At 63.5% G+C, this 25,502-nt stretch carries 21 protein-coding genes; 6 read left to right on the top strand and 15 right to left on the bottom strand.

The window, feature by feature from the left end:
* Window positions 1–9: 9 nt before the first annotated feature.
* From glgB to P9254_RS27045, 5 genes are all read right to left on the bottom strand, one after another.
* Complete coding sequence (gene glgB, locus P9254_RS27065) at window positions 10–2,244, bottom strand: 1,4-alpha-glucan branching protein GlgB (RefSeq protein WP_278056156.1); 2,235 nt, start codon at window positions 2,242–2,244, stop codon at window positions 10–12.
* 115 nt (window positions 2,245–2,359) lie between these two features.
* The gene (locus P9254_RS27060) at window positions 2,360–4,822 is read right to left on the bottom strand and encodes a glycogen/starch/alpha-glucan phosphorylase (protein ID WP_278056154.1); all 2,463 of its coding nucleotides are present in this window, start codon (window positions 4,820–4,822) and stop codon (window positions 2,360–2,362) included.
* Window positions 4,823–4,970: 148 nt separating this feature from the next.
* Complete coding sequence (locus tag P9254_RS27055; RefSeq protein WP_066997791.1) at window positions 4,971–5,753, bottom strand: ATP-binding cassette domain-containing protein; 783 nt, start codon at window positions 5,751–5,753, stop codon at window positions 4,971–4,973.
* Between the two features lie 2 nt (window positions 5,754–5,755).
* Window positions 5,756–6,820, bottom strand: coding sequence for an ABC transporter permease (locus P9254_RS27050; RefSeq protein ID WP_278056153.1), 1,065 nt, complete (start codon window positions 6,818–6,820; stop codon window positions 5,756–5,758).
* Between the two features lie 161 nt (window positions 6,821–6,981).
* Entirely contained in the window at window positions 6,982–8,016 is a 1,035-nt protein-coding gene (locus P9254_RS27045) for a sugar ABC transporter substrate-binding protein (RefSeq protein ID WP_066998169.1), read from the bottom strand.
* A gap of 212 nt (window positions 8,017–8,228) precedes the next feature.
* Here P9254_RS27045 and P9254_RS27040 point away from each other — a divergent pair, with 212 nt between their 5' ends.
* From P9254_RS27040 to P9254_RS27025, 4 genes are all read left to right on the top strand, one after another.
* A complete protein-coding gene (locus P9254_RS27040) occupies window positions 8,229–9,455 on the top strand; it encodes an ROK family transcriptional regulator (RefSeq protein WP_278056152.1) in 1,227 nt (408 codons plus the stop codon).
* Window positions 9,456–9,457: 2 nt separating this feature from the next.
* Complete coding sequence (locus tag P9254_RS27035; protein ID WP_278056151.1) at window positions 9,458–9,904, top strand: RbsD/FucU family protein; 447 nt, start codon at window positions 9,458–9,460, stop codon at window positions 9,902–9,904.
* Window positions 9,901–10,824: a carbohydrate kinase family protein gene (locus tag P9254_RS27030; protein WP_278056150.1), complete on the top strand. Its 924-nt coding sequence runs from the start codon at window positions 9,901–9,903 to the stop codon at window positions 10,822–10,824. The genes P9254_RS27035 and P9254_RS27030 overlap by 4 nt, the downstream gene beginning before the upstream one ends.
* A 252-nt stretch (window positions 10,825–11,076) precedes the next feature.
* Window positions 11,077–12,219: a DegT/DnrJ/EryC1/StrS family aminotransferase gene (locus P9254_RS27025; protein ID WP_127241329.1), complete on the top strand. Its 1,143-nt coding sequence runs from the start codon at window positions 11,077–11,079 to the stop codon at window positions 12,217–12,219.
* A 21-nt stretch (window positions 12,220–12,240) separates the two neighbouring features.
* Here P9254_RS27025 and cysQ read toward each other — a convergent pair whose 3' ends face one another.
* From cysQ to cysD, 3 genes are read right to left on the bottom strand one after another with little or no spacing between them, the layout of a single operon-like run.
* The gene (cysQ, locus tag P9254_RS27020) at window positions 12,241–13,026 is read right to left on the bottom strand and encodes a 3'(2'),5'-bisphosphate nucleotidase CysQ (protein WP_278056544.1); all 786 of its coding nucleotides are present in this window, start codon (window positions 13,024–13,026) and stop codon (window positions 12,241–12,243) included.
* Between the two features lie 10 nt (window positions 13,027–13,036).
* A complete protein-coding gene (gene cysN / locus P9254_RS27015; protein ID WP_278056147.1) occupies window positions 13,037–14,974 on the bottom strand; it encodes a sulfate adenylyltransferase subunit CysN in 1,938 nt (645 codons plus the stop codon).
* Between the two features lie 2 nt (window positions 14,975–14,976).
* Entirely contained in the window at window positions 14,977–15,882 is a 906-nt protein-coding gene (gene cysD / locus P9254_RS27010) for a sulfate adenylyltransferase subunit CysD (RefSeq protein WP_066997810.1), read from the bottom strand.
* A gap of 454 nt (window positions 15,883–16,336) precedes the next feature.
* Between cysD and P9254_RS27005 the strand changes: the two genes are divergently transcribed.
* Complete coding sequence (locus tag P9254_RS27005) at window positions 16,337–17,626, top strand: O-antigen ligase family protein (protein WP_278056145.1); 1,290 nt, start codon at window positions 16,337–16,339, stop codon at window positions 17,624–17,626.
* Complete coding sequence (locus P9254_RS27000) at window positions 17,623–18,558, top strand: NAD-dependent epimerase/dehydratase family protein (RefSeq protein WP_095823922.1); 936 nt, start codon at window positions 17,623–17,625, stop codon at window positions 18,556–18,558. The genes P9254_RS27005 and P9254_RS27000 overlap by 4 nt, the downstream gene beginning before the upstream one ends.
* Here the strand turns inward: P9254_RS27000 and P9254_RS26995 are convergent.
* From P9254_RS26995 to P9254_RS26965, 7 genes are all read right to left on the bottom strand, one after another.
* The gene (locus tag P9254_RS26995) at window positions 18,546–19,040 is read right to left on the bottom strand and encodes a sugar transferase (RefSeq protein ID WP_278056530.1); all 495 of its coding nucleotides are present in this window, start codon (window positions 19,038–19,040) and stop codon (window positions 18,546–18,548) included. The genes P9254_RS27000 and P9254_RS26995 overlap by 13 nt on opposite strands.
* A gap of 38 nt (window positions 19,041–19,078) precedes the next feature.
* Window positions 19,079–19,756: a glycosyltransferase family 2 protein gene (locus tag P9254_RS26990; RefSeq protein WP_278056142.1), complete on the bottom strand. Its 678-nt coding sequence runs from the start codon at window positions 19,754–19,756 to the stop codon at window positions 19,079–19,081.
* The gene (locus tag P9254_RS26985; protein WP_278056141.1) at window positions 19,753–19,995 is read right to left on the bottom strand and encodes a glycosyltransferase; all 243 of its coding nucleotides are present in this window, start codon (window positions 19,993–19,995) and stop codon (window positions 19,753–19,755) included. Before P9254_RS26985 ends, P9254_RS26990 begins: the two co-directional genes overlap by 4 nt.
* A 65-nt stretch (window positions 19,996–20,060) precedes the next feature.
* On the bottom strand, window positions 20,061–22,097 hold the full coding sequence (locus P9254_RS26980; protein ID WP_278056139.1) for a UDP-N-acetylglucosamine 4,6-dehydratase: 2,037 nt from the start codon (window positions 22,095–22,097) through the stop codon (window positions 20,061–20,063).
* A 243-nt stretch (window positions 22,098–22,340) separates the two neighbouring features.
* Complete coding sequence (locus P9254_RS26975; protein WP_278056138.1) at window positions 22,341–23,459, bottom strand: glycosyltransferase; 1,119 nt, start codon at window positions 23,457–23,459, stop codon at window positions 22,341–22,343.
* 148 nt (window positions 23,460–23,607) lie between these two features.
* A complete protein-coding gene (locus tag P9254_RS26970; RefSeq protein WP_278056136.1) occupies window positions 23,608–24,843 on the bottom strand; it encodes a glycosyltransferase in 1,236 nt (411 codons plus the stop codon).
* Window positions 24,840–25,454, bottom strand: coding sequence for an acetyltransferase (locus P9254_RS26965; RefSeq protein WP_278056135.1), 615 nt, complete (start codon window positions 25,452–25,454; stop codon window positions 24,840–24,842). Before P9254_RS26965 ends, P9254_RS26970 begins: the two co-directional genes overlap by 4 nt.
* Between the last annotated feature and the right edge of the window lie 48 nt (window positions 25,455–25,502).

Here is a 25,502-nt window from a genome sequence, read left to right as displayed (position 1 = left end):
GCCTCCCTCCTAAGCTGTCCGGACCTTTGCTTCATCCGCGACGAATTCCAGCATGATCGTCGACAGCGGCGGCAAGAGCATCGTCGCCGACGTGCCGCCCCCTTCCCCGCTCGCCACGATCATGCCGCCATTGCCCATGCCGGAGCCGCCATACTCGGCGGCGTCAGTGTTGATGATCTCGCGCCACTCGCCCGCCTTCGGCAGCGGCACGCGATAGTTCTCGCGCGGTACCGGCGTGAAATTGGAAATGACGGCGATCGGGTTGCCGTCCGGCGCGCTGCGCAGCCAGGCAAAGACCGAATTGTCGCGATCGTCGACGATCAGCCAGGAGAAGCCTTCCGGCTCGCAGTCGCGCGCATGCAGCGCCGGGCGCGAACGATAGAGGTAGTTCAAGTCCCGCACTGCCTGCCGGACGCCGCGGTGCGGGGCGTGCTCCAGCAGATTCCAGTCGAGCGCGCGTTCCTCGCTCCACTCGCGGCGCTGGGCGAATTCCTGGCCCATGAACAGGAGCTTCTTGCCCGGATAACCCCACATGAAGGCGTAGTAAGCGCGCAGAGTGGCGAATTTCTGCCAGTCGTCGCCTGCCATCTTGTGGAGCAGCGTGCCCTTGCCGTGCACGACCTCGTCATGAGAGAGCGGCAGCACGAAATTCTCGGAAAAAGCGTAGACCAGGCCGAAGGTGATGTCGTTGTGATGGTGCTTGCGGTAGATCGGCTCCTTGGAGAAATACTCCAGCGTGTCGTGCATGAAGCCCATGTTCCATTTGAAGCCGAAGCCGAGTCCACCTTCATGCACCGGCTGCGATACCTTCGGCCATGAGGTCGATTCTTCGGCGATCGTCATCACCCCGGGATGATGGCCGTAAAGCTCCTTGTTCATCTTCTGCAGGAAGCTGACCGCCTGCAAATTCTCGCGCCCACCTTTCTCGTTGGGAATCCACTCGCCCGACCTGCGCGAATAGTCGAGGTAGAGCATCGAGGCGACAGCGTCGACGCGCAAACCGTCGACATGGTATTTTTCGGCCCAGAACAGCGCGTTGTTGACGAGGAACGACACCACCTCGCGGCGGCCGAAATTGTAGATGGCGGTATTCCAGTCGGGGTGAAAACCCTGGCGCGGGTCGGCATGCTCGTAGAGCGCGGTGCCGTCGAACTTCACCAGCCCATGCTCGTCGACGGGGAAATGCGCCGGCACCCAGTCGAGGATGACGCCGACGCCGGCACGATGCGCACCGTCGACGAAGCGGGCGAAGCCGTCGGGATCGCCGAAGCGCGCGGTCGGCGCATAAAGGCCGGTGGTCTGGTAGCCCCATGACGGATCGTAGGGGTGCTCCGAGATCGGCAGAAACTCGATATGGGTGAAGCCGGTTTCGACCACGTAGGGAATCAGCTGCGCGGCGAGCTCGTCCCAGGTGAGAAAGGTGCCGTCATCGCGGCGCTGCCACGAGCCGGCATGGACCTCGTAGATCGAGATCGCCTCGCGCCGCGGATCGGCCTTTTGCCAGAAGCTGCGATGCGCCTCGTCGCCCCATTGATGCGCCATCGGCGGCGCCGTCACCGAAGCGGTCGCCGGGCGCAGCTCGGACTCGAAGGCGAACGGATCGGCCTTGAGGGGCAGGCGCACGCCGTCGGGACCGATGATCTCGAACTTGTAAGGCTGGCCGGCGCCGAGGTCCGGAATGAACAGCTCCCATATGCCGGTGTCCTTGCGGTCGCGCATGGTGTGCCGGCGGCCGTCCCAGTCGTTGAAGGCGCCGACCACCGAGACGCGCCGGGCGTTGGGCGCCCATACCGCGAAATGCACGCCGGTGGCGCTTTCATGCTCGATGATATGGGCGCCGAGCTTGTCGAAGAGCCTCAGGTGCGAGCCCTCCGCCATGTAGTAGTCGTCCATCGGGCCTAGCACCGGGCCGAAGGAATAAGGGTCGGTCAGCCACCAGTCGCCGCCGGCATTCCTCGCGTGATAGCGCAGCGGCTGACGCTTGCGGATCGACAGCTTGCCCTCGAAGAAGCCGGTATCGTTGCTGCGCACGAGTTCCCCGGCTTCCTTGCCGGTGAGCGTATAGGCGGTGACGAATTCGGCATTGGGCACGAAGCAGCGGGCGACAAAGCCCTTGCCGGCCGCGTGCACACCCAGAATTGCAAAGGGATCGCCATGCGTTCCGGCGACAATGGCCGCGACATCGCCGGCTGGCGCCAGTCCGTCCGGCCCGCTTGGTGCAGCGGTCGCGCGCGGCTTCCTCATCAGGCGGCGTCCCTCCCTGGGAACTATTCTGGTTTGTGCATATGTTGGCCCAAAACGGCTAGGCACTTTTGGGCGACATGCACGTCCACGTTGTCGGCGGCCTCATGCAATCACATCAGACAGGTACGTTCCAGATTTCTTTCGCGTATTGGCGAATGGTGCGATCGGACGAGAACCAGCCGACGCGGGCGACATTGCGGATGGCGCGCGCGTACCAGTCGGGACTGTTGCGCCAAACATCGTCGACCTCGCGCTGGCAGGCGGCGTAGGAGTCGAAATCGGCCGCCACCATGAACCAGTCGCTCTGATAAAGGCCGTTCATTAGGTCGCGGTAGCGGTTGGGATCGTCAGGCGAGAAGACGCCGGAGGAGATCGCCGACACCGCCTGCGACAACTCCGGCGAGGACGCGATCACGCCGCGCGGATTGTAGCCGTTGTCGCGGCGTTCGGCGACCTCGGCGGTGGTGAGGCCGAAGATGAAGATGTTGTCGTCGCCGACGCGCTCCTTGATCTCGACATTGGCGCCGTCGAGCGTGCCGATGGTCAAGGCGCCGTTGAGGGCAAACTTCATGTTGCCGGTGCCGGAAGCCTCCATGCCGGCGGTCGAGATCTGCTCGGAAAGATCGGCCGCCGGCATCATCACCTCGGCGAGGCTGACATTGTAGTTCGGCACGAACACAACCTTGAGCAGGCCGCGCGTCGAGGGATCGCCGTTGATCACCCGGGCGACGTCGTTGGCCAGTTTGATGATGAGCTTGGCGTTGTGGTAGCTCGGCGCCGCCTTGCCGCCGAAGAATTTAACCCGCGGCATCCAGTCCCGCTCGGGATGCGAGCGGATCTGGTCGTAGAGCGCGATCGCCTCCAGAATGTTGAGCAATTGGCGCTTGTATTCGTGGATGCGCTTGACCTGGATGTCGAACAGCGCTGAAGGATCGAGCCTGATGCCGAGCCGGTCGGCGACTAGGTTTGCAAGCCTCACCTTGTTCTGGCGCTTCACGGCGGCAAACTTCTCGCGGAAAGCGGAGTCGCCGGCAAGAGGATCGAGATCCTTGATCGCTTCGATGTCGTCCATGAAGCGGTTCCCGATCGCTTCGCGGGCAAGCGCGGTCAGGCCCGGATTGCACTGGATCAGCCAGCGCCTGGGAGTGATGCCGTTGGTCTTGTTGTTGATGCGGTCGGGATAGAGCTTGTGGAGATCGGCAAACACCGTCTCCTTCATCAGATCGGTGTGCAGCGCCGAGACGCCGTTGATCGAATGCGAGCCGACGAAAGCGAGATTGCCCATGCGCACGCGGCGGTCGCCATTTTCCTGGATCAGCGAGATGCGGGCGATCTGCTCGCCCGAGAATTTTCCGGTGGCCCGCGCCTCCAGGAGAACCTGGGCATTGATGGCGTAGACGACCTGCATGTGGCGCGGCAACAGACGCTCGAACAGCGGCACCGGCCAGCTTTCCAACGCCTCCGGCAGCAACGTGTGGTTTGTGTAGGCGAAGGTACGCTTGGTGATGTCCCAGGCAAGGTCGAAATCCATGCCGTGAACGTCCATCAGAAGCCGCATCAGCTCCGGCACGGCGACGGCCGGATGGGTGTCGTTCAGGTGGATCGCGGCCTTGTCGGGCAGCGACTTCAGGTCGCCGTACTGGCTGAGGTGGCGCTGGACGATGTCCTGCAGCGAAGCAGTCGAGAAGAAATATTCCTGGCGCAGCCGGAGCTCCTGCCCGGCCATGTGCGAGTCGGCCGGATAGAGAACGCGCGACAGCGCGTCGGCCTTGTTGCTTTCGGCGAGCGCGCCGATGTGGTCGCCGGCATTGAACTTGTCGAGCAGAATCGGGTCGATCGGCATGCCGGACCACAGCCGCAGCGTGTTGACCCGCTTGGCGCGCCAGCCCGCGACCGGCGTGTCATAGGCGACCGCCAGCACATGCTCGTTGGGCCTCCAGACATGGCGCTCCAGGCGGCCGTCCTTTGAGGTGATCGATTCCACCGAACCGCCGAAGCCGACCTCGAAGGAACGTTCGCGCCGCTCGAACTCCCATGGGTTGCCATGGTCGAGCCAGGTTTCCGGCAGCTCGACCTGCCAGCCGTCATGAATCTCCTGCCGGAACATGCCGTTGGCGTAGCGGATGCCGTAGCCGTGGGCGGGAATATCGACCGTTGCCATGCTTTCCATGAAGCAGGCGGCGAGCCGGCCGAGACCGCCATTGCCGAGGGCTGCGTCCGGTTCGAGGCCGGCGATGAGGTCGAGATCCACGCCGAGCGATGCCAGCGCCTCGCGCATGTTCTCCATCAGGCCGAGATTGGAGAAGGCGTCGCGCATCAGGCGCCCGATGAGGAATTCGAGCGAGAGATAGTAGACGCGCTTTTCCTGCTGGTCGTAGGCTTCCTTGGTCGCCTGGATCCAGTGATCGACGACGCGGTCGCGCACCACCTTGATCGAGGCGGTCAGCCAGTCGTAGGGCGTTGCGACGGTGGTGTCCTTGCCGACCCGGTATTTGAGCGACATCAAGACTTCTTCGGCGAGCGCCCTGGGATCGGGGTGGTCGAGAGCGGGGGCTTCGATCGTCATGGCGGGTTTCATATCGCCTCTCGTTCGGTTGGCCTGATCATAGCGGCTTTCACCGTTTCTCCTACCCCAGTTTGCCGCACTGCAGCATATAATGTTAAATCGATTTAGGACGGAGTGTCCATCCGATGCACCTGCGGCTAATTGCTATGGTGGACGGAAATCAGGCCGCCAGCGCGTCCTCCGGCGGCTTCTTGGCGCCGGTCATGAGCGCGACGGCATCCGACATCGAAATCTGCTTCGGATCGACGACGCACAGCCGCCGTCCAAGCCGGTGGATGTGGATGCGATCCGCAACCTCGAAGACATGCGGCATGTTGTGCGAGATGAGCACGATCGGCAGGCCGCGCTTCTTGACGTCGAGGATCAACTCGAGGACGCGGCGACTTTCCTTGACACCGAGCGCCGCCGTCGGTTCGTCCATGATCACCACCTTCGATCCGAAGGCGGCGGCGCGAGCCACGGCGACGCCTTGGCGCTGGCCGCCCGAAAGCGTCTCCACCGCCTGGCTGATGTTCTGGATGGTCATCAGGCCGAGTTCGGTCAGCTTGTCGCGGGCGCGCTTTTCCATCGCCGGACGATCCAGCATGCGGAACCAGCTGCCGAGCGGACCCGGTTTGCGGATCTCGCGGCCGAGAAACATGTTGTCGGCGATCGACAGCGCCGGCGACAATGCCAGGTTCTGGTAGACGGTCTCGATCCCCGCCTCGCGGGCCTCGATGGGCGATTTGAACTGGACCTGCTTGCCGTCCAGCTCAATCACCCCTTCATCGGGATGCACGGCGCCGGAGATCGCCTTGATGAGCGTCGACTTGCCGGCGCCGTTGTCGCCGATCACGGCCAGGATTTCACCCGGGTAGAGATCGAAGTCGCAGTTGTTGAGCGCGGTCACGCGGCCGTAGCGCTTGGTTAGACCGCGCGCGGTGAGAACAGCCTGCTGGGTCATGGTTACACCGAAACCTTTCTGATCCACTGGTCGATCGCCACGGCGCCGATAATCAGGACACCGGTGAGCAGCACTTTCCATTGCGGGTCAGCGCCCAGCATGTTGAGGCCCATCGAGACGACGCCGACGATCATGGCGCCGAACAGCGTGCCGAGGATGGAGCCGCGGCCGCCAAAGAGCGAGATGCCCCCGATCACGGTCGCGGTGATCGCTTGCAGATTGTAGTCGGTGACGGCGGCGGACGGCGAGATCGAGCCGTTGCGGCCGATCGACACCCAGGCAGCGAAGGCGGCGATCAGACCGGCAAGCGTATAGACGGCCATCAGCACAGACTTGGTCTGGATACCGGAGAGTTTCGCCGCTTCCGGGTCGTCGCCTACGGCATAGACATGGCGGCCCCACGCCGTGTGGTTGAGCACATACCACAAGAGCAGCACCAACAGGACCATGGCGATGACGCCGGCCGTCAGCACGGCGGAGCCGACCCTGAAGCTCAGCGCGAAGAGATGCAGCAGCGGCGCCTGAGCGTCGACATCGGCGTCGCGGATCGTCTCATTGGCCGAGTAGATGAAATTGGTGGCCATGACGATGTTCCAGGTGCCCAGTGTCACGATGAAGGGCGGCAATTTCATATAGGCGACCAACAAGCCGTTGAGCATGCCGCAAACCGCGCCTGCGCCAAGCCCAAGCACCACGGCCAGGATTGTCGGCATGCCGTAGGTGATGGCGCAGTTGCCCATGACCACCGCCGAGATGACCATCACCACGCCGATCGAAAGATCGATGCCGGCGGTCAGGATGACCAGCGTCTGGGCAGCCCCCAGGATGCCGACGATGGCGATCTGCTGCAGGATCAGCGTCAGCGTGTAGGACGAAAAGAAGCGGCCGCCGATGGCAACGCCGAAGATGATGACCGACAGCACCAGCACGATCAGCGGCACCGCCGCCGGCGTGGAGTGCAGGAAATGCTGGGCGCGCTTGACCAACGACTTGCCGTGCTCGTCGAAGGCCGCGACGCTGGAGTCGCTGCCCGAAAGTACCTTCTCGAATTCCTGAATCTGAGACATGTATCCTCCCGTATGCGCACAGCCTTCTCATTGCTGCGCGCGCCGTCGACGCCTCTTCCGGTCTGTCGCCAGGATTGTCCGCGCTTGACGAAGGCGCATCGTCCACCCGATGCGGCCGGGGATCAAGCCCCCAGCCGCAAGCTTTGTGAACCGTCAGAGCGTCAGCCCCAGCACTTGGCGAGGCCTTCCTTGGTGTCGATCGACTTGACGCCGTTGGCCGGCTTGTCGGTGACGAGATTGACGCCGGTGTCGAAGAAGTTCTTCCCTTCGGTCGGCTTCGGCTTCGTTCCGTCCTTGGCAAATTTGGCGATCGCCTCGATGCCGAGCGCCGCCATCTGCAGCGGGTACTGCTGCGAGGTGGCGCCGATAACGCCCTCGGCAACCGACTTGACGCCCGGGCAGCCGCCGTCGACCGAAACGATCAGCACCTGCTTTTCCAGACCGACGGCCTTGAGCGCCTGGTAGGCACCGACTGCGGCCGGCTCGTTGATGGTGTGGATGACGTTGATGGTGTTGTCCTTTTGCAGGAGGTTCTCCATCGCCTTGCGGCCGCCTTCCTCGTTGCCGTTGGTCACGTCGTGGCCGACGATGCGCGGATCGTCCTCGTCGCCGATCTTGTTGGGATCCTTCACGTCGATGCCGTAGCCCATCATGAAGCCCTGGTCGCGCAGAACGTCGACGGTCGGCTGCGAGGGAGTGAGGTCGAGGAAGCCGATCTTGGCGTCCTTGGCCTTGTCGCCGAGCGTGGCGGCGGCCCAGGCGCCGATCAGCTTGCCGGCCTCCAGATTGTCGGTGGCGAAGGTCGCGTCGGCAGCGTCGATCGGATCGAGCGGCGTGTCGAGGGCGATCACCAGCAGGCCGGCGTCACGCGCCTTCTTCACCGTCGGCACGATGCCCTTGGTGTCAGAGGCGGTGATCAGGATGCCCTTGGCGCCGTCGGCAATGCAGCTCTCGATCGCCGCGACCTGGCTCTCGCTGTCGCCGTCGATCTTGCCGGCATAGGTCTTCAGGTCGACGCCGAGTTCCTTGGCCTTGGCGGTGGCGCCTTCCTTCATCTTCACGAAGAAGGGATTGGTGTCGGTCTTGGTGATCAGGCAGGCGCCGACGCCCGCAGCCGATGCGGACGAGGCGAATGCGAGCAGGCCCAGCCCGGCCGCCGCGAATACGGTGGACTTCAGCAGCGATTTCTTGGTCACGATTTCCTCCCAATGGAACCATTCCGGACGCCGGCCAACCCGGCGCCTCGAGCGCATCCAACCATTTTTCCCAGCGTGGACGCCACCCCAAAAGACACCAGTCCGCATCATCTGTCAATAATTAAATCACTCTTATTTATTATTGACAGACTTGCGCTGTTCACTCATTCTGAACGAAAAGCCAGTGTGGGGAAACCGACGGGAGGAACAGGGTGGAGACCGGCATTGCGAGGCACGGTTCGCCCGAGGCTCTGGAGAGCCGGCTGCATCGCGGCACGAACCAGAGCGGCATGCGCGACCACAATGAAAGGCTGGTGCTGTCACTGGTGCGCCAGCATGGCAGCCTCGCCAAATCCGACATCGCGCGCATGACCGGGCTGTCGGCCCAGACGGTATCCGTCATCATGCGGGAGCTGGAAGAGGACAAGCTGCTCGTGCGCCAGGCGCCGCTGCGCGGCAAGATCGGCCAGCCGTCGATCCCGATGGCGCTCAATCCGGAAGGAGCTTTCTTCATCGGTCTCAAAATCGGCCGCCGCAGCGCCGAGCTGGTGCTGATCGACTTCCTCGGCAATGTGCGATCGATGCTGCAGAATTCCTATCGTTATCCGGCGCCGCGCGAGACGGTGGAGTTCGTCGGCGCTGGGATTAAACAAATGCGCGGCGAGCTGACACCGGCACAGGACAAGCGCATCGCCGGGCTCGGGATCGCCATGCCGTTCGAGCTTTGGAGCTGGGCCGACACAGCCGGCGCGCCGCGCGAGATCATGGATGAATGGCGCCATCGCGACATCCGCGCCGACATCCAGTCCCAATGCGACTTTCCGGTCTATCTGCAGAACGACGCCACGTCCGCTTGCGGGGCAGAGCTCGTCTTCGGCCAGGCAGGCGCGGCGCGCGACTTCGTCTATTTCTATATCGGCGCCTTTGCCGGCGGCGGCATCGTGCTCAACGGCCGCCTGTTCGGCGGGCCGACCGGCAATGCCGGCGCCCTGGGTTCGATGCCGGTGCCCGGGCCGGACGGCAAGCCGACACAGCTTATCGATGTCGCCTCGATCGCCATGCTGGAAAGGGCGCTGAGCGCCAAGGGCATCGACGGCTCCTATCTGTGGACCTCGCCGCAGGAATGGGGCGAGATCGGCGCCGAGCTCGACGACTGGATCGCAAGTGCTGCACAAGCGCTGGCCTATGCGATCGTTGCCGCCTCGTCGGTCATCGATTTCGAGGCCGCGGTGATCGACGGCTGGATGCCGCTCGACGTGCGGCGGAGGCTTGTCGATGCGGTGACGGACGCGATCACCGGTATCGACGCCGAGGGGCTGAAGCTGCCGGTCGTACGCGAAGGAACGGTCGGCATCCATGCGCGGGCGCTTGGCGGCGCCAGCCTGCCGCTTTCCGAACGCTTCCTGATCGGACCGACGACGATTTCCAGGAGCGCCTGACCATGCTGATCGGCATTCCGTCGCTGCTCGGCCCGCAGCTTCTGGCGACGCTCAGAGCCATGGGCCATGGCGACGAGATCGCCATCGTCGACGGCAATTATCCGGCCGAGGAACAGGCGCGCAGGCTGATCCGCGCCGACGGCCATGCCGTCATTTCGGTGCTGGACGCCGTTTTGAGCGTGCTGCCGGTGGATGCGGCGGTGCCGGAGGCCCTGTTCCGCGCCTCGGTCAAAGGCGATCCGGCGCTCGCCGATCCCGTGCATCACGAGATGGAAGCGGTCTGCGCCAAACGCGCGCCGGGCCGCAAGGTGATTGCGCTGGCGGGGGCCGACTTCTATGCACGCGTCAAGGCCGCGCATGCGATCGTCGCGACCAGCGAGCCAAGGCTTTATGCCAACATCATCATCCGTAAGGGCGTGATCCATCCGCCGGAGACCGAGACACAATGATCCTCTGCTGTGGCGAAGCCCTGATCGACATGCTGCCGCGCACGACGGCGGAAGGCGAAGCGGCCTTCGCGCCTTATGTCGGCGGAGCGGTGTTCAACACGGCGGTCGCGCTCGGACGGCTGGGCGCTCCGGCAGGCTTCTTCTCAGGTCTCTCCTCCGACCTGTTCGGCGGCCAGCTCCGCGAGGCGCTGGGAGCCAGCAAGGTGAGCTCGACCTATGCGCACACCTCGCCCAAGCCGACCACGCTCGCCTTCGTGCGGCTCACCGATGGCCAGGCGACCTATACGTTCTACGACGAGAACACCGCCGGGCGCATGCTCGCCATCGAGGACCTGCCGAAGCTCGGCGCCGAGATCGAGGCGATGCTGTTCGGCGCGATCAGCCTGATCTCGGAACCGGCGGGATCGGCCTATGAGGAGTTCATGCGGCGCGAGCACAACAGCCGATTGATGATGCTCGACCCCAACATCCGGCCCAACTTCATTCCGGACAAGGCCAAGCATCTGAGGCGCATCCGCGAGATGATGGCGATGGCCGACATCGTCAAACTGTCGGACGAAGACCTCAACTGGTTCGACGAAGCGGGCTCGCACGAGGAGGTCGTGCGCAACTGGCTTGACCGCGGTCCCAGCCTGATCGTCGTCACCCATGGCAGCGAAGGCGCCGTCGGCTACAGCAGGGAGCACAAGGTCACGGTGGTGCCGCGGAAGGTGAAGGTGGTCGACACCGTCGGCGCGGGCGACACCTTCAATGCCGGCATCCTTGCCTCGCTGCACGAGCAGGGTCTGCTCACCAAGGCAGCGATCGGCGGCCTCTCGGAGGAAGCCATCCGCAGCGCGCTGGAGCTTGGCGCCAAGGCAGCCGCGGTGACGGTATCTCGGGCCGGCGCCAACCCGCCATGGCGGCACGAAATCGCCTGATCGGTTGCCCGGTCTCGCCAGCGGCCCGTGCCCGAGCGATCACTTTATGTTTCGAAGGGCCGGAACAGCGCGACAAGAGCCGCTTCGAATACGCTTGGAAGCCCGCATTTCCGGCTTCTTCTGGCAAGGCGCAGGCAAAAAACGGTAACAGGCTGCGACACTTGCGCAATTCGCCCTGGCCATGGGCGGCTTTTTCAGCCGTGGCAAGTCTGGTACCAGCGGGCCGGTTTACTGGCAGCATCTGAGGCCGACATGCAGTTCATCGATCTTGGCGCGCAGCGCGAACGAATCCGCGACCGGCTGAAGGCCGCGATCGACACGGTGGTCGAAGACGGCCGTTACATCCTCGGCCCGCAAGTCGCAGAATTCGAGAACAAGCTCGCGGCTTACGTCGGCGTCAAGCATGTGGTGGCCTGCGCCAACGGCACCGATGCGCTGCTTCTACCGCTGTTTGCGGCCGGCATCGGTCCGGGCGATGCCGTGTTCGTGCCAAGCTTCACCTTCGCCGCGACGGCCGAAGTGGTGGCGCTCGCCAAGGCCGAGCCTGTCTTCGTCGACGTCGATCCCGACACCTACAACATCGATATCGCCAGCCTCGAGGCGGCGATCGACATGATCAAGAAGCAAGGAAGGCTGAAGCCGAAGGCGATCATCCCGGTCGACCTGTTCGGACTTGCCGCCGATTACGAGGCGATCATGGCGATCGCAAAGCGCGAGAGCCTGCTGGTGATCGAGGACGCCGCCCAGTCGATGGGCGGCTCGGCCGACGGCACGATGTGCGGCGCCTTCGGCCATGTCGGCTCGACCAGCTTCTATCCGGCCAAGCCGCTCGGCTGCTACGGCGATGGCGGCGCGATGTTCACCAATGATGCTGCGCTCGCCGACAAGCTGCGCTCCTTCGCCTTCCACGGCAAGGGCGAGACGCAGTACGACAACATCCGCGTCGGCATCAATTCCCGCCTCGACACGCTGCAGGCGGCGATCCTGATCGAGAAGCTCGCCATCCTCGAGGAAGAGATGGTGGCCCGCCAGGCGGTCGCCGACCGTTACGCCAACGGGCTTGGCGACATCGTCAAGGCATCACGCAATCTCGGCCACGGCCGCTCGGCCTGGGCACAATATGCCATCGAGACGCCGAAGCGCGACGGGTTGAAGGCGCATCTCGGCGAAAAAGGCATCCCGTCGGTCATCTATTACGTGAAGCCGCTGCACGAACAAATCGCCTACCGCGATTATCCGCGTACGCCGACCGGTCTTACGGTTTCGGAAAAGCTGCCGAAGCAGATCCTCTGTCTGCCGATGCACGCCTACCTCAGCGAAGCCGACCAGGACAAGATCATCGAGACGATCCGCAATTATATCGGCTCGAACTCGGCGCAGGTCGCGGCTGCCTGATCTCCCCCCTTCAGGAGGAGATTAAACCTCCACGCCCTTCCCCGTCGCAATGAAGGACGGGTTGGCGAAATCCGTGTCAGCGGCCTGGTTGCGTTTGCCGTAGAGGAGCGGCTGGCCGTCCAGCGTGCGGGTCATGCCGCCGGCGGCGCGCAGCACCGCATCGCCGGCCGCCGTATCCCATTCCATGGTGCGACCGAAGCGCGGATAAACGTCGGCCTCGGCGGCGGCGAGCAGGCAGAATTTCAGCGACGAGCCTATCGAGACGATGTCGGTGGCGCCGAGATCGCGAATGAAGGCTTCGGTTTCCGGCGTGTTGTGCGAGCGGCTGGCGACGACGGCGAGCGGCGTGCCGCCTGCCCGCACGGTGATTGGCCGACGGCCGGCGACACGATAGTCGCCGTCAACGTCGATCGCTTCCGCCGTTCCCGGCCGACCGGAGAAGAAACGTCCTGTGCAAGGCGCGAACACGACGCCGACTTCCGGCACGCCGTGGCGCACCAGCGCAATGTTGACGGTAAAATCGGTGCGGCGGTTGACGAATTCCTTGGTGCCGTCGAGCGGATCGACGAGGAAGAAGGCGCCGTCGAGGTCGGGCGTGGCAACACCCGCCGCAACCTCCTCCTCGGCGACGCAGGGGATCTCCGGATAAGCGGTGCGCAGGCCGGCCAGGATGATCTTTTCGCTTTCGCGATCGGCTTCCGTCACCGGCGAGGAGTCGGACTTGCTATCGACGGCGCAGCCTTCGTGGAAAACGCGCATCACCGCACGGCCGGCATCGAGCGCGAGGCGCTCGAACACGCCAAGCATTGCCGCGTCGTCAGATGCCGCCGCCATCGTCATACTGCTCTTCGGCAACGTCGCGCTCCGTCAGCCAGTGTTCCAGGGCTTCCGCCATCTCCTCGGGCGTCCTGCCGAGAGTCTCGAGGTGGATCTCGGGGTTCTCCGGCGTCTCGTAGGGAGAATCGACGCCGGTGAAGTTCTTGATCTCGCCGCTCAAGGCGCGGGCGTAAAGGCCCTTCGGGTCGCGGCGGGCGCATTCCTCGAACGGCGTGTCGACGAACACCTCTACGAATTCCCCCTCGCCCATCAGCTCGCGCGCCATGCGCCGCTCGGCGCTGAAGGGCGAAATGAACGAGACGATGACGATCAGGCCCGCATCGGCCATCAGCTTGGCCACTTCGGCGACGCGGCGGATGTTTTCGACCCGATCCGCGTCGGTGAAGCCGAGATCGCGGTTGAGGCCGTGGCGGACATTGTCGCCGTCGAGGATGTAGGTGTGGCGGCCGGACGCGAACAGCTTCCTCTCGAAAAGATTTGCGATCGTCGACTTGCCGGAACCGGACAGACCGGTGAACCAGAACACCGCCGGGCGCTGGTTCTTCAGGTCGGAGCGGCCGCGCTTGCCGACGTCGAGCGATTGCCAATGGATGTTCTCGGCGCGGCGCAGCGAATGCAGGATCATCCCGGCGCCGACGGTGGCGTTGCTGATGCGGTCGATCAGGATGAAGGCGCCGGTCGTGCGGTTCTCGGCGAAGGGATCGAAGGCGATCGGCGCCCGGGTCGACAGGTTGCACACCCCGACCTCGTTGAGGTCGAGGGACTTCGCCGCTTCATGCGCGAAATCGTTGACGTTGACGCGGTATTTCAGATCGGTGACGGTCGCGCTCACCTGATCGGTTTCGGTGCGCAGGATATAGGACCGGCCGGGCAGCAGGGCCTGCTCGTCGAACCAGACCAGATTGGCGGCGAACTGGTCGGCGACCTGCGGACGTGCGGCCGGCGATACCAGCATGTTGCCGCGCGAAACCTCGACCTCGTCCTCGAGGACGAGCGTGATGGCCTGGCCGGCAACAGCCTGCTCAAGGTCGCCGCCATGCGCGACGATGCGCTTGACCCGGGAGGCCCTGCCCGATTTGGCGACCACGACCTCGTCGCCTTTGGAAACGGAACCGGATGCAATGGTTCCGGCAAAGCCGCGAAAATCGAGATTGGGACGGTTCACATACTGGACGGGGAAGCGGAACGGCAATTCGATCGCCGCCTCGTCGACAGACACGGTTTCCAGATGCTCGATAAGCGACGGCCCGGAATACCAGGGCGTTCGCTCCGAGCGGCTGGTGACATTGTCGCCGAAGCGCGCCGACATCGGAATCGGCACGATACTGTTGAAGCCCAGGCTTTGCGCGAATTCGCCGTAGTCGGCGACGATCCGGTCGAACACGGTCTTGTCGAAGCCGACGAGGTCGATCTTGTTGACGGCAAGGACGATGTGGCGGATGCCGAGCAGCGAGGCGATGATCGAATGGCGCCGGGTCTGGCGCAGCACGCCCTGGCGCGCATCGATCAGCACGATGGCGAGGTCGGCGGTCGAAGCGCCCGTCGCCATGTTGCGCGTGTATTGCTCATGGCCGGGCGTGTCGGCGACGATGAACTTGCGCTTCGGGGTGGCGAAGAAGCGGTAGGCGACGTCGATTGTGATGCCCTGCTCGCGCTCGGCCTCCAGCCCGTCGACGAGCAGCGCGAAGTCGATGTCGTCGCCGGTGGTGCCGTGCTTGCGAGAATCGTTCTCCAACGCGGCGAGCTGGTCCTCGAAAATCTGCTTGGTATCGGACAGCAGCCGGCCGATCAGCGTCGACTTGCCGTCGTCGACCGAGCCGCAGGTGAGAAAGCGCAGCAGCGATTTCTTCTCCTGCGCGGCCATGTAGTCGCGGATCGAATCGGTTGGGGCGAGGCTCTTGGCCGGGATGTGGCGCATGCTCAGAAATACCCCTCGCGCTTCTTCTTTTCCATGGAACCTGCCTCGTCGCGGTCGATGAGGCGGCCCTGGCGCTCGGAGGTGCGGGCGGTCAGCATCTCGCCGACGATGGCTTCGAGCGTGTCGGCATCCGATTCTATGGCGCCCGTCAGCGGATAGCAGCCCAGCGTGCGGAAGCGCACGAGACGGTTCTCGATTTTCTCGCCGGGGCGCAGTTGCATGCGGTCATCGTCCTTCATGATGAGCATGCCGTCGCGTTCGACGACCGGCCGCTCCTTGGCGAAATAGAGCGGTACGATGGGGATGTTCTCCTGCAAGATATACTGCCAGATGTCGAGCTCGGTCCAATTGGACAGGGGAAAGACGCGGATCGATTCACCCGGCGCGATCCGGGTGTTGAAGATCTTCCACATTTCCGGCCGCTGGTTCTTGGGGTCCCAAGCATGCTGGGCATTGCGGAAGGAAAAGATGCGCTCCTTGGCGCGCGACTTCTCCTCGTCGCGACGGGCGCCGCCGAAGGCCGCGTCGAAGCCGTATTTGTCGAGCGCCTGGCGCAGCGCCACCGTCTTCATGACATGGGTGTGGGTGTTCGAGCCGTGATCGAAGGGGTTGATGCCGTCGCGCACGCCGTCTTCGTTGACATGGACAAGCAGGTCGAAGCCGAGCTTCTGCGCCATCTGATCGCGAAAGGCGATCATCTCACGGAATTTCCAGGTCGTGTCGACATGCAGGAAGGGAAATGGCGGCTTGGCGGGATAGAAGGCCTTCATCGCCAAATGCATCAGCACCGAGGAATCCTTGCCGACCGAATAGAGCATCACCGGCTTGGCGAAAGAGGCCGCAACCTCACGGAAGATGTGGATGGATTCGGCCTCTAGCCGCTGCAGATGGGTAAGCGCGATATTCATAAGCTATTGAGCGTTCTTTCGTGCCGGCCAGGCCTTGCAGCAGGCGATTGGCGCGGTTTGCTAAAACAGCCCGTCAAGCCCTGGACACTTGTCGCGGGCGTTCTAGCAGATCGCCATCGCCCATAACAATGCAAGACCCGCGCCGGGCACAGCGCTTTGGGAATGAATTTTCCAAGTGAGCTTGATAAGTCGGAAAATTCTCCCAGACAAGCCGAGCAATTGAAAGGGGCCGAACAAACCTATTTGCTTCGATCGGCTAGGTTGACTTCCAAGAGCTTTCGTCCACGCCGCCGATTTTTGGCTGGACATCCTTCGGTCGCCCTATCGGAGATCGGAGCCAGCCGCTATACCGGCGCGGGAGCGGGCGAGGCGCGGCAGAACGGGATCGGTCAAGGCCAATTGTTCGGCACCCCGGCGGGTCTGCGCACAACCTGGAAGATTGCGAAGCAAGGCATTGAACCCGTTTACATCGCTTCGGCGGCATCTCACGCCGACACAGATCAACATCTATTTCTCGATCGTCTGCTTCTTCTCGCCGCCCGTGCTGGGATCGGTGGTCAGCTTCGTTTTCAACGGCGGCGCGCTCTGGTCCGTATTTCTGCTCGCCATCAGACGGCGGCGGTTCAACATCGACCGGTCGATGCTTGCCATGACGGTGGCGATCTGTGCCTATTGCGCGGCCATCGTCCTTGCTTCGATCGTCAACGGCACGCTGGCGGCGGATCTGCGGTTGTTCCTGCCGCTGATCACTTTCCTCTTCTTTCCGATCTCCTATTCGACCTGGAGCATCACGGAAAAGACCGTGCTTGTACGCATCGTCGTGCTGGCGAGCGCCGCGGCATGTTTCGGCGCGCTGCTGCTCGCCGTCGTTCAGTATTACTGGATCGGCACCAGGGCCGAAGGCGGTGCCGGGAATGCCATCGTATTCGCGACGGTGACCTGCCTGGCCGCGGCGATGAGCCTCGCAGGCGCGCTGTCGGGGATCGAAAAGCGCTGGAAGCTGCTGACCTTCGCTGCGCTTGCGGGCAGCTTGGCTGTGCTTTATTCGGGCTCCCGCATCATCTGGCTGGCGCTGCTGCTTGCGGGCATCGCCGTGCTCTCGATCAACCGGCGCCGGCTTAGCGGGTTGAAACTTGCGCGCATTGCGCTGATTGCCGGCGGCGCCTGCCTGCTGCTCGCCGCGATCGCGTTTCCCGTCATTGCCAATCGCGCTGACTTCCTTTTCAGCGACTTGGATGCGCTCACCACCAAGAACGACCATACGACGGCGCTTGGGCTGCGGGTGGCGATGTGGGAGATCGGCACGAAGGCGTTTCACGAGGCTCCGATTTTCGGACATGGCATCACAGGCAGCCGGGCGCTGATGAAACAGGGTTTTCACGATCAATTCGGCATGGACGCAGGCTACAACCATTACCATAACGGTTTTCTGACCGCGGCGGTGCAGGCCGGTTTGCTAGGGGCGTTCGCCTTGGCGGCGATCTTCGTCGTCGCGGCCTGGAACGCGGCAAGAGCGCTGCTCCGCAGCGCCGGCCCAGCGGAACGGTTCGGCGCAACGATGATCATCGTCACGGTCGTCACCTATCTCATAGGCGGGCTGACCGGTATCCTGGTCGGTCAGGACCTTCTCGATTCGACGCTGATGGTGTTCCTGGTTTCGGGAACCTATCTGGCTTGCGGACGAACGGTGCCGCCGACCGGCAAGAGCGCAGCCATTCCTTCGGCCGCCGGCCGGCGAACATGAAGGTCCTGGTCACCGGGGCGACGGGGCTGATCGGACGCCAGGTGACCGGCCGGCTGCGTCAGGCCGGCTTCGACATACGCATTGCGTCCCGACGGCCAGAACGGCTGCAGGCTGCGGGCGAGGTCTTTGCGCTGCCTGGCGCCGATGCGCCGGACGATGCCTTCCTGACACTGATGCGCGGCGTGAGCCATGTCGTCCACTGCGCGGCGCTGAACAACGATCGGAACGCCAGCGACGCCGACTATCAGGCCGTCAATGCGACGCTGACCGCGCGCCTGGCCAAGGCCGCGGCCGCACGTTGCGGCGGGCGCTTCATCTATCTCTCCTCGATCCGGGCCGTGGCCGGTCCCGGCTTCAGCGGCACGATCAACGAGGCGATGGCCCCTGCCCCGCAATGCGCCTATGGCCGATCCAAACGCGAAGGCGAGATCAGGCTGATCGAGGCTTACGCCGGACGCCCGGATGCCACGGCACTGCGCCTGCCGCCCGTCTATGGGGAGAGCATGAGGGGCAACATGGCATCGCTGATGCGGCTTGCCGACACCGCCCTGCCGCTGCCGGCCGGCGTGCTGGCGGGTGTGCGCTCGCTGATCGCGTCCGACACGGCGGCGGGCGCGGTACTGCACCTTGTCAGCCGTCCGGGACCGCTCCACCCGGCCTATGTCGCGGGCAACGCAGCTCCGCTGGCGATGTCCGAAATCATCGCCGCGTTCCGGCGTGGTTTCGGCCGTCCGCCGCGGCTTGTTCCCATGCCTGCGATGCCGCTGCGGCTGGCGGCAAGGCTGCTCGGCAGGCAGCCATCATGGCAAGCCTTGACCGCGACCCAGATCTGCGATCCGTCGCTGCTGGCCGCGGAAGGTTGGATGCCGGAAACCGCTACGCTCGGCCGGCTTGAGGAACTGGCGCGAGAAAAGGCCGCTCAGGCCCGGTAGAATGTCCCCAGCAATATCCTGAGGTCGAGGCCGATCGAAGCGGCCTTCAGATAGGCAGCGTCGATCTCGGCGCAGAGTTTCGGATCGGACATGTCGATGCCCTTGATCTGCGCCAGCCCGGTGATGCCCGGAAGCGCCGAAAGCACGCCCAGCCGCCGCCGGTGGCCGATCAGCTCCGTTTGCGTCGGCAGGCATGGACGGGGACCGACAAGGCTCATCTCGCCTTTGAGCACATTCCAGAGCTGCGGCAGCTCATCAATCTTGGTCGAGCGCAGCACCCTGCCCACCGCGGTGACCGACCCGGCAGGCGCCTCGTGCGTGGGCAAGGACGGGGTGTTGCGATGCATGGTGCGCAGCTTGTGGCAGGCAAAGACAGCGCCGCTCCGCCCGACGCGCGGCTGCGAAAAGATGGCCGGTCCGGGCGATGTCGCCCTGACCGCCAGCATGGCGATCAGCACAACAGGCGACATAACCGTCAGCATGACGGCCGCGATAGTCAGGTCGAAAGCCCGCTTTGCCGTCACGGCTCAGATCCGCCGCCAAAGGCAAGGTAGAGGCCGAGCGTGCCCATCAGGGTCTGCCGGTAGACGCCGCTTTTGCCGAGCAGGCTGAAGCGCCTGAGAGCACTGCCCTTGCGCGCCCTGATGAACAGGCGAAGGCAGCGTGCTGCATAGCGTGTGACGAGGTCGCGGTTGACGGCAAGGCCTCTGAGATTGCTGTCCGTCCAGGTGGCGAACTGGCCCTGGAACAGCCGCCCGAGCCTCGAAAGCCTCGCCTTCCACGAGATGTTGGCGCCAACCAGATTCGCCCCGTGCTGCCGGTATCTGACCAGCGGCCGCGGCTCGTAACGGACCTTGCCGCGGGCGGCGGTGACAACGAGATAGGCCCACCAGTCATGGCTGACGAATTCGGTTCTTGCCGATGCCTTCGCCAGGAGGTCGCGCGCCGCGCGGTTGAAGAGCATGGTGTTGCCGCCGGCGATGCTCTGCACCAGGGCGTTGCGGCGGAACAGCGGCGAATGGCCGGCCGGGACGCCGGTCTCCGAAATGGTCGCCGTGCGCGAGCAGAACAGCAGCGGCATTGCCATATCCTGTGTCTCCATCCAGCGAATGGCGCTCTCCAGCCGGTCCGGCTCCCAGACATCGTCCTGGTCGCAAAAGGCGTAGTAATCGGCATCGACGCGCGGATCGATGATCATCGGAAGTTGGCGGCGAAGCCGTTTCGCGGGCCCTGCACCACGGTAAGGGAGCCCTTGTTCCAGCGGGACCGCCACGCCTCGAGGATCGCGAGCGTGGCGTCCGTCGAGCCGTCGTCGGAAACCCAGCGATCGACATGGGGCCATGATTGGGCGAGCAAGGATTGCAACTGTTCGCCGATAAAGGCGGCGCCATCCCTCGTGCCCATGAGAACGGCCACGCGCTGATCTTTTCCGGTCACTGCTTCAGAACCCGCAGCGCATTCGAACAGGCTTCAATAGCCAATTGCGGGAGGGCGGCACAGGCCTAACCGATCTGTCCAGCCGCTTTCGGCACCGCCCGCTCGGGCGCGCCGCCAATGCCTTGCCCTGCCCGGTTGAGCCCGGCCAGGATCGCGAGGGCCGCGGCCTTGTCCTGGTCCCGTATGGCGGCCACCAGCGCCGGCAGCGCGGCCTCGATCCTCCGCCACTCGACGACGTCGGTCCTGAGGCCGAAGATCTTGGCGATGTCGAGCTTGACGACTTCCTCGCTTTCGCCATGCAGCGCCTCGTGCAGCTTCTCGCCGGGCCTGATGCCGGTGAAGCGGATCGGAATGTCGGTATAGGGGCTTTTGCCGGCCATGCGGATCATGGTTTCGGCGACTTCGAGGATCGGCACGGGCTCGCCCATGTCGAGCATGTAGATGGCATAGTCGTCCCTGCCCTGGCGCCGCTCGGCATCGGCGGCCGACATGATGACGAGATCGACGGCCTCGGCCACCGTCATGAAATAGCGCGTCATGCGCCGGTCGGTGATGGTGACCGGCCCGCCGGCCTCGATCTGCGCCTGGAAGATGGTCGCCACCGAACCGTTGGAGCCGAAGACGTTGCCGAAGCGCACGGCGATGAACTTGGTGCCGGGACGACGCACAGTTGGGACGCCGGCATGGCGGCCGTTCAGCCCGCCGGCAGGGAAAGGCGACGGCGCGGCGTGCGTTTCATGCAGCGAGGAGACGATCTGCTCGGCCGCGCGCTTGGTGACGCCAAGCACCGAGCTCGGGTCGACGGCCTTGTCGCTGGAAATCAGCAGGAACTGCGGCACCCCGCATTCGGCCGCGACCTCGGCGCAGGCGAGCGTGCCGAAGACATTGGTCTCGATCGCCGCTTCCCAGTTCTCTTCCAGCAGCGGCACATGCTTCAGCGCCGCGGCGTGAAAGATGATCGCGGGTTTGAACTCGCTGACGAGGCGCATCATGTGCGGCCGGTCGGTGACATCGACGATGCGGCTGGCCAGCCGGTCGCGGTCTTTCTCGTCGATGATCTGATCGAGCTGGAAGATGCCGAACTCGGAATTGTCGGCCACCAGCACCGCCTCGGCGCCGAGCTCCAGCGCGCGCTTGACCAGCACACGGCCGATGGAGCCGGCCCCGCCGGTGACCAGCACGCGCTTGCCGCCGACGAAGGCGCCGATGCGCGCGATGTCGGTGGCGACCGCCGAACGGCGCATGATGGTTTCCATCTCGACGGCATCGAGAACCAGCTTGCCGCCCTGCCCCAGCTCCGAAAGACCGGAGAACTGGACGACGGCGATGCCGCTATGGCGGGCGACGCGCACCAGCTCGGCATAGTCCTCGATCTCGCGCTCGACCCCCTTGCCGAAGATCAGGAGGTCGAGGTTTTCCGTGCCCTTGACATACTCTTCCAGCACCTCGACCAGACGCGGCCGCAGCGCCACGACCGGAACGCCCTGGATCTGCGTGCCGAGCGGCGCGCCGGCCTCCGTGGCCATGATGCCGGCGATGGCATATTCGGCCGGCACCGCCGTGCGGGTGAAGCGGACGATCACGTCGGCCTCGCTCAGCCGGCCGATGAACAGCGCCTGCTTGATCGACGCATCGCCGGCGGCGCGGCGCAGGATGCGCCAGGACGCACCGTCGCGCAGGAAACGATAGTAGAGCCTGGGTGCCGAAATGATGGTGAAGGAGACCAGGAAGAAGACGATGAACTGGCGCTCGTTGAGGCCGGCGACCGGCTGGAAAAAGGAGCGGAAGGCAATCGAGGCCAGATAGAGAACCACCGTCAGGCTGCCGCAGCCCTTCAGGATGTTGAAGAAGTCGGGCGTCGAGGCAAAGCGCCAGACGGTGCTGTAGAGGCCGCAGGTGCGAAACAGGAGATGGGCAAGGAGCACGATCAGCGCCCAGCAGGCGAGCCCGCCGGAGGAGAACGCATCGAAGGAAAGCCGCGACTGCGAGAGCGTGAGGCTGAGCGCCACCGCGATCAGGACCATGACGAGGTCCTGGACCATGATGATGGCGCGCCGCATCTTCGGTCGGAGGCCCGATACGGCTTCTACATAGGCGGTCATTGGGTAGTACTGAACTCCAGGCGCGGGAATACTATCAGAACGGCGCAGGACAGAACACCGTCCAACGCCACTCCAGATTGCAAATCCCCAAACCCGTCACCGGCTATGGCATTAGCGCGGAGTTGGAAGCATCGCCAGAGTTTTTTTGGGCGAGTACCGACCCGCCAAGTGTCATGAACTCAGCGGTAAGTAAAATGACAGACTCTTCGTTGAACCGGGCAGGATGGTGCACGGGCTTGTTGTTCAGCCTTTGCGGCTACCGAGTTGGCGGTAGAGCTCGGCATAGGATTGCCCCATCCTTTCGGCGGTGAACAGGCGAACGTAGCGATCGCGCGCGGCTCGTCCCCAGCTTTCGGCCTCGGTCGGCCAATCGACCAGCCGGTTGATGGCCTCGGCGAGGCGTATCGGGTCCGATGGCGGAACAACGAGCCCGGTCCGGCCGGCTTCATTAACATAGCTTGTGCCCGTTCCGATTTCGCAAGAAATCAACGGTTTGCCGCACATGGCTGCCTCGGCGAGTGAAAGACCGTAAGCTTCGGACCTCTGATTCGACGGGAAAACGAAGCCGAGGCAGGTGCGTAGCAGAGCCATCTTGCGGGGTTCGGCTACCTCGCCAAGGAAAATCACATTATCGCGGCCCAGCGTCTCGGCCTGTTGCCTGAGCTCGCGCTCGACCGGTCCAGAGCCGGCGATGACAATCTTGCACCGCGCCTGGCCGGCGGCATGGATCAGGACATCCAGCCCCTTATAGTAGCGCAGAACGCCGACGAACAGTACGAAAGGCTCCGCGACTGTCGATCGGCACCAGACGTCGTCGGCCGCGCTTGGCGTTGGATAGGCGCCTTCGTCGATGCCGATGGGGATGATCTTCGATTTGGCCCTGAATGTTCTGAGAACAGGACTCGACTCGAGATAGTTCGGCGATGTCGCCACGATAGCGTCGACAGCCCCGAGGAATCGCATCATCAAGGGCCGGTAAAAAGGCAGGATAAGCCTCTGTTTGACGATGTCGGAGTGATAGGTGACGACAGCCGGCTTGCCGTGGCGGGAGTGAAAATGCACGACATCCATGAACGGCCATGGAAAGTGGTAGTGGACCAGATCGGCTTGTCTGGCGAGCGCACCGAACTTACGAAAGGCCTCGCGCGAAAATCCGGTGGACGCAAGCTCGAAATCCAGCCTGGCTTTGCGGGCGACATGGCCGTCAAGACGTTGCGTGTTTTCTTCCGGCGTGCGGCTCAACGAGAGCACCTGTGTTTCGACGCCGTGCCGAGCCGTGCTCTCGGCGATGGCATGGATGGTCCGCTCCACCCCGCCGAACGTGTCCGGCCAGTATGTCTTGAAGAAATGCAGGACTTTCACGCGTCGGTCTTTCGTCTTTGCCGGATGGCCTGCTCGAAGATCCGTAGCATGTCCCTGGCGTGATTCTCCCGCCCTGAATTGTTCCGAGCCGGCGATCCGATTCCGGAATCCCTCCAATGACGGTCAGCCGACTGCGACCTTGAGGGTTTCATGGCGAAGGATATATCGGCGGTGTAACATAAGCCTCACCGCGAGCTTTCCGCCATGCATCGTCGATCACGCCTTGCATTGCTGCAATGAAGCCCTCTCGCGTGAAGGCCGCCGCCCGGGCTTCACAGTCCCGCCGCATCGCCGCCGCCCGCTCCGGTGGCAGGTCGCGCACTGCCCCGATCAGATCTTCGTTTGTGAACTCCGGAGATAGCAAGATGCCTGTCTTTCCAGGCTGGATGGTCTCCAATAAGCCGCCCTCTGCGACCCCAATAACTGGCTTGCCAGCTGCCATGGATTCCACCGGTGACATACCAAAATCCTCGTCGCGCGGTAAATAGATGGTCGCGATCGCGTTGCCCACAAGATCTGAAAGTTCCTCATCTTTCGTCCACCCGCGAAATTCGATATTCGAGGCGTCGGCTGCCAAGTGCTTGAGACGCTGCAGTTCTTCACCGCCAGAGGCGACGATGAGTTTCTTATCTGGCATCTTGAGAAAAGCTTTTACAATGCGATCGACGCGCTTCAGAGGCGAGAGACGCGCGGTAGAAAGGTAGTAGCCCGCCTGCCCACGCCATCCAAACCGATTGGTTTCCACCGGAGGATAGACGACCGCACAGTCGAGGCCGAGATAACGGCGAAGCCGCAAGCGCGTATTGTCGGAATTCGCGACGATGACGTCCATTCGAGAGATGGCCTCGTGATAGCGCTTCTCGAAGAGCTTCGTGATGATTGGCGCGGCGAGCTGGGCCGCCCCGGGCAGCCTGCCGAAAAAGTGTTCGCGCTGGTCATAGAGAAATCGAGGCGGGGTATGGCAATAGAAAACATTCACGCCACTTGTCCGGCGATCTGGCGCGGCAAAGGGTGCAAAGGCGCCGCTGAAAATTCGGGTTGAGTAGGCGTGCATCATGTTTCGGGCGCGGGAGAAGCGCCAAGCCAATACTAGCGCTCGGATGCCAGGCCGGCGCAACGGTCGCCACAGCTCGAAGTCCACGGAAGGTCCAAACATATTGCTGGGATAGCTTTCATCTTCTCTAAAGCCGTAGACTAGGTCCGCTTCCAGCGCTTGCGCCAGAATCAAGGCCAAGCGCTCGCCGCCACCGCGAATCGCGAAATAGTCGTGAACAACCGCGGCTCGGCGCTGAGCCAACCCGACCTGCCTAAGTTTCGATGAAAGGTTTGTGCCTTGATTATCTGGCACATTGTTGGCGTCGCGGCGATTGGGAGGAGAAGTCAAGACAGCGGTTTCGCAGGTGTGCCGACATATGTACCGGCTTGCTCGATATTGCGGACGACGGTCGCACCCGCGCCGACGGTAACATTGTCGCAGATACCAACTCCGTCGATGACGGTAGCGCCCGCGCCGATCATCACGTTGCTGCCTATACGGCTCTTTCCCGCCAAGGTAGCGTTCACGGAAACATGCGAAAAATCACCTACCTCGCAATCATGCTCGACAACGGCCGCCGTGTTGACAATCACACCCACGCCGATCCGTGCAAATGGGCCAACATGCGCATGGCGTCCGACGAAGGTCCCTCGGCCGATCTCGGCCCTCAACCCAATCGAGGCGCTTCGAGAGACAAGAGTAGCCAGCCTCCCGGTGTGGTCGGCGCACATCGTTTTTCGGATTCCGTTGTCGCCGATGGCAGGGAATATCGCCCACCCGTCTTCGATCTGATCCGGCAAGCTGCGCAACAAGACAAATCCTGCCATCGCCTGTACCGCCGGGTTTGGATCCACGAAGACAAGGTTCTTGACGCCAATCTCGGAGGCTGCGTCAGCGACGCTGCGGCCATGCCCGCCCAAACCCAAAATGTAGAGTCCCCGAGGGAGATTCGCTGGCATTAAGCTGGAACCACTTGGCGATCCACGGCGATACGATTGGATATCACA

Origin of the sequence: Mesorhizobium sp. WSM4983, assembly GCF_029625765.1 — a bacterium.
GTDB lineage: Bacteria > Pseudomonadota > Alphaproteobacteria > Rhizobiales > Rhizobiaceae > Mesorhizobium.
The sequence above is the reverse complement of the archived record's forward strand: the minus strand, read 5'-3'. Positions and strand labels throughout refer to the sequence as shown.

What these genes read in the sequence shown, in the direction of transcription:
- glgB (WP_278056156.1), bottom strand. Translation starts at nt 2,244, where the DNA reads ATGAGGAAGCCGCGCGCGACCGCTGCACCAAGCGGGCCGGACGGACTG.
- P9254_RS27060 (WP_278056154.1), bottom strand. Translation starts at nt 4,822, where the DNA reads ATGAAACCCGCCATGACGATCGAAGCCCCCGCTCTCGACCACCCCGAT.
- P9254_RS27055 (WP_066997791.1), bottom strand. Translation starts at nt 5,753, where the DNA reads ATGACCCAGCAGGCTGTTCTCACCGCGCGCGGTCTAACCAAGCGCTAC.
- P9254_RS27050 (WP_278056153.1), bottom strand. Translation starts at nt 6,820, where the DNA reads ATGTCTCAGATTCAGGAATTCGAGAAGGTACTTTCGGGCAGCGACTCC.
- P9254_RS27035 (WP_278056151.1), top strand. Translation starts at nt 9,458, where the DNA reads ATGCTGATCGGCATTCCGTCGCTGCTCGGCCCGCAGCTTCTGGCGACG.
- P9254_RS27030 (WP_278056150.1), top strand. Translation starts at nt 9,901, where the DNA reads ATGATCCTCTGCTGTGGCGAAGCCCTGATCGACATGCTGCCGCGCACG.
- P9254_RS27025 (WP_127241329.1), top strand. Translation starts at nt 11,077, where the DNA reads ATGCAGTTCATCGATCTTGGCGCGCAGCGCGAACGAATCCGCGACCGG.
- cysQ (WP_278056544.1), bottom strand. Translation starts at nt 13,026, where the DNA reads ATGCTTGGCGTGTTCGAGCGCCTCGCGCTCGATGCCGGCCGTGCGGTG.
- cysN (WP_278056147.1), bottom strand. Translation starts at nt 14,974, where the DNA reads ATGCGCCACATCCCGGCCAAGAGCCTCGCCCCAACCGATTCGATCCGC.
- cysD (WP_066997810.1), bottom strand. Translation starts at nt 15,882, where the DNA reads ATGAATATCGCGCTTACCCATCTGCAGCGGCTAGAGGCCGAATCCATC.
- P9254_RS27000 (WP_095823922.1), top strand. Translation starts at nt 17,623, where the DNA reads ATGAAGGTCCTGGTCACCGGGGCGACGGGGCTGATCGGACGCCAGGTG.
- P9254_RS26995 (WP_278056530.1), bottom strand. Translation starts at nt 19,040, where the DNA reads ATGCTGACGGTTATGTCGCCTGTTGTGCTGATCGCCATGCTGGCGGTC.
- P9254_RS26990 (WP_278056142.1), bottom strand. Translation starts at nt 19,756, where the DNA reads ATGATCATCGATCCGCGCGTCGATGCCGATTACTACGCCTTTTGCGAC.
- P9254_RS26980 (WP_278056139.1), bottom strand. Translation starts at nt 22,097, where the DNA reads ATGACCGCCTATGTAGAAGCCGTATCGGGCCTCCGACCGAAGATGCGG.
- P9254_RS26965 (WP_278056135.1), bottom strand. Translation starts at nt 25,454, where the DNA reads ATGCCAGCGAATCTCCCTCGGGGACTCTACATTTTGGGTTTGGGCGGG.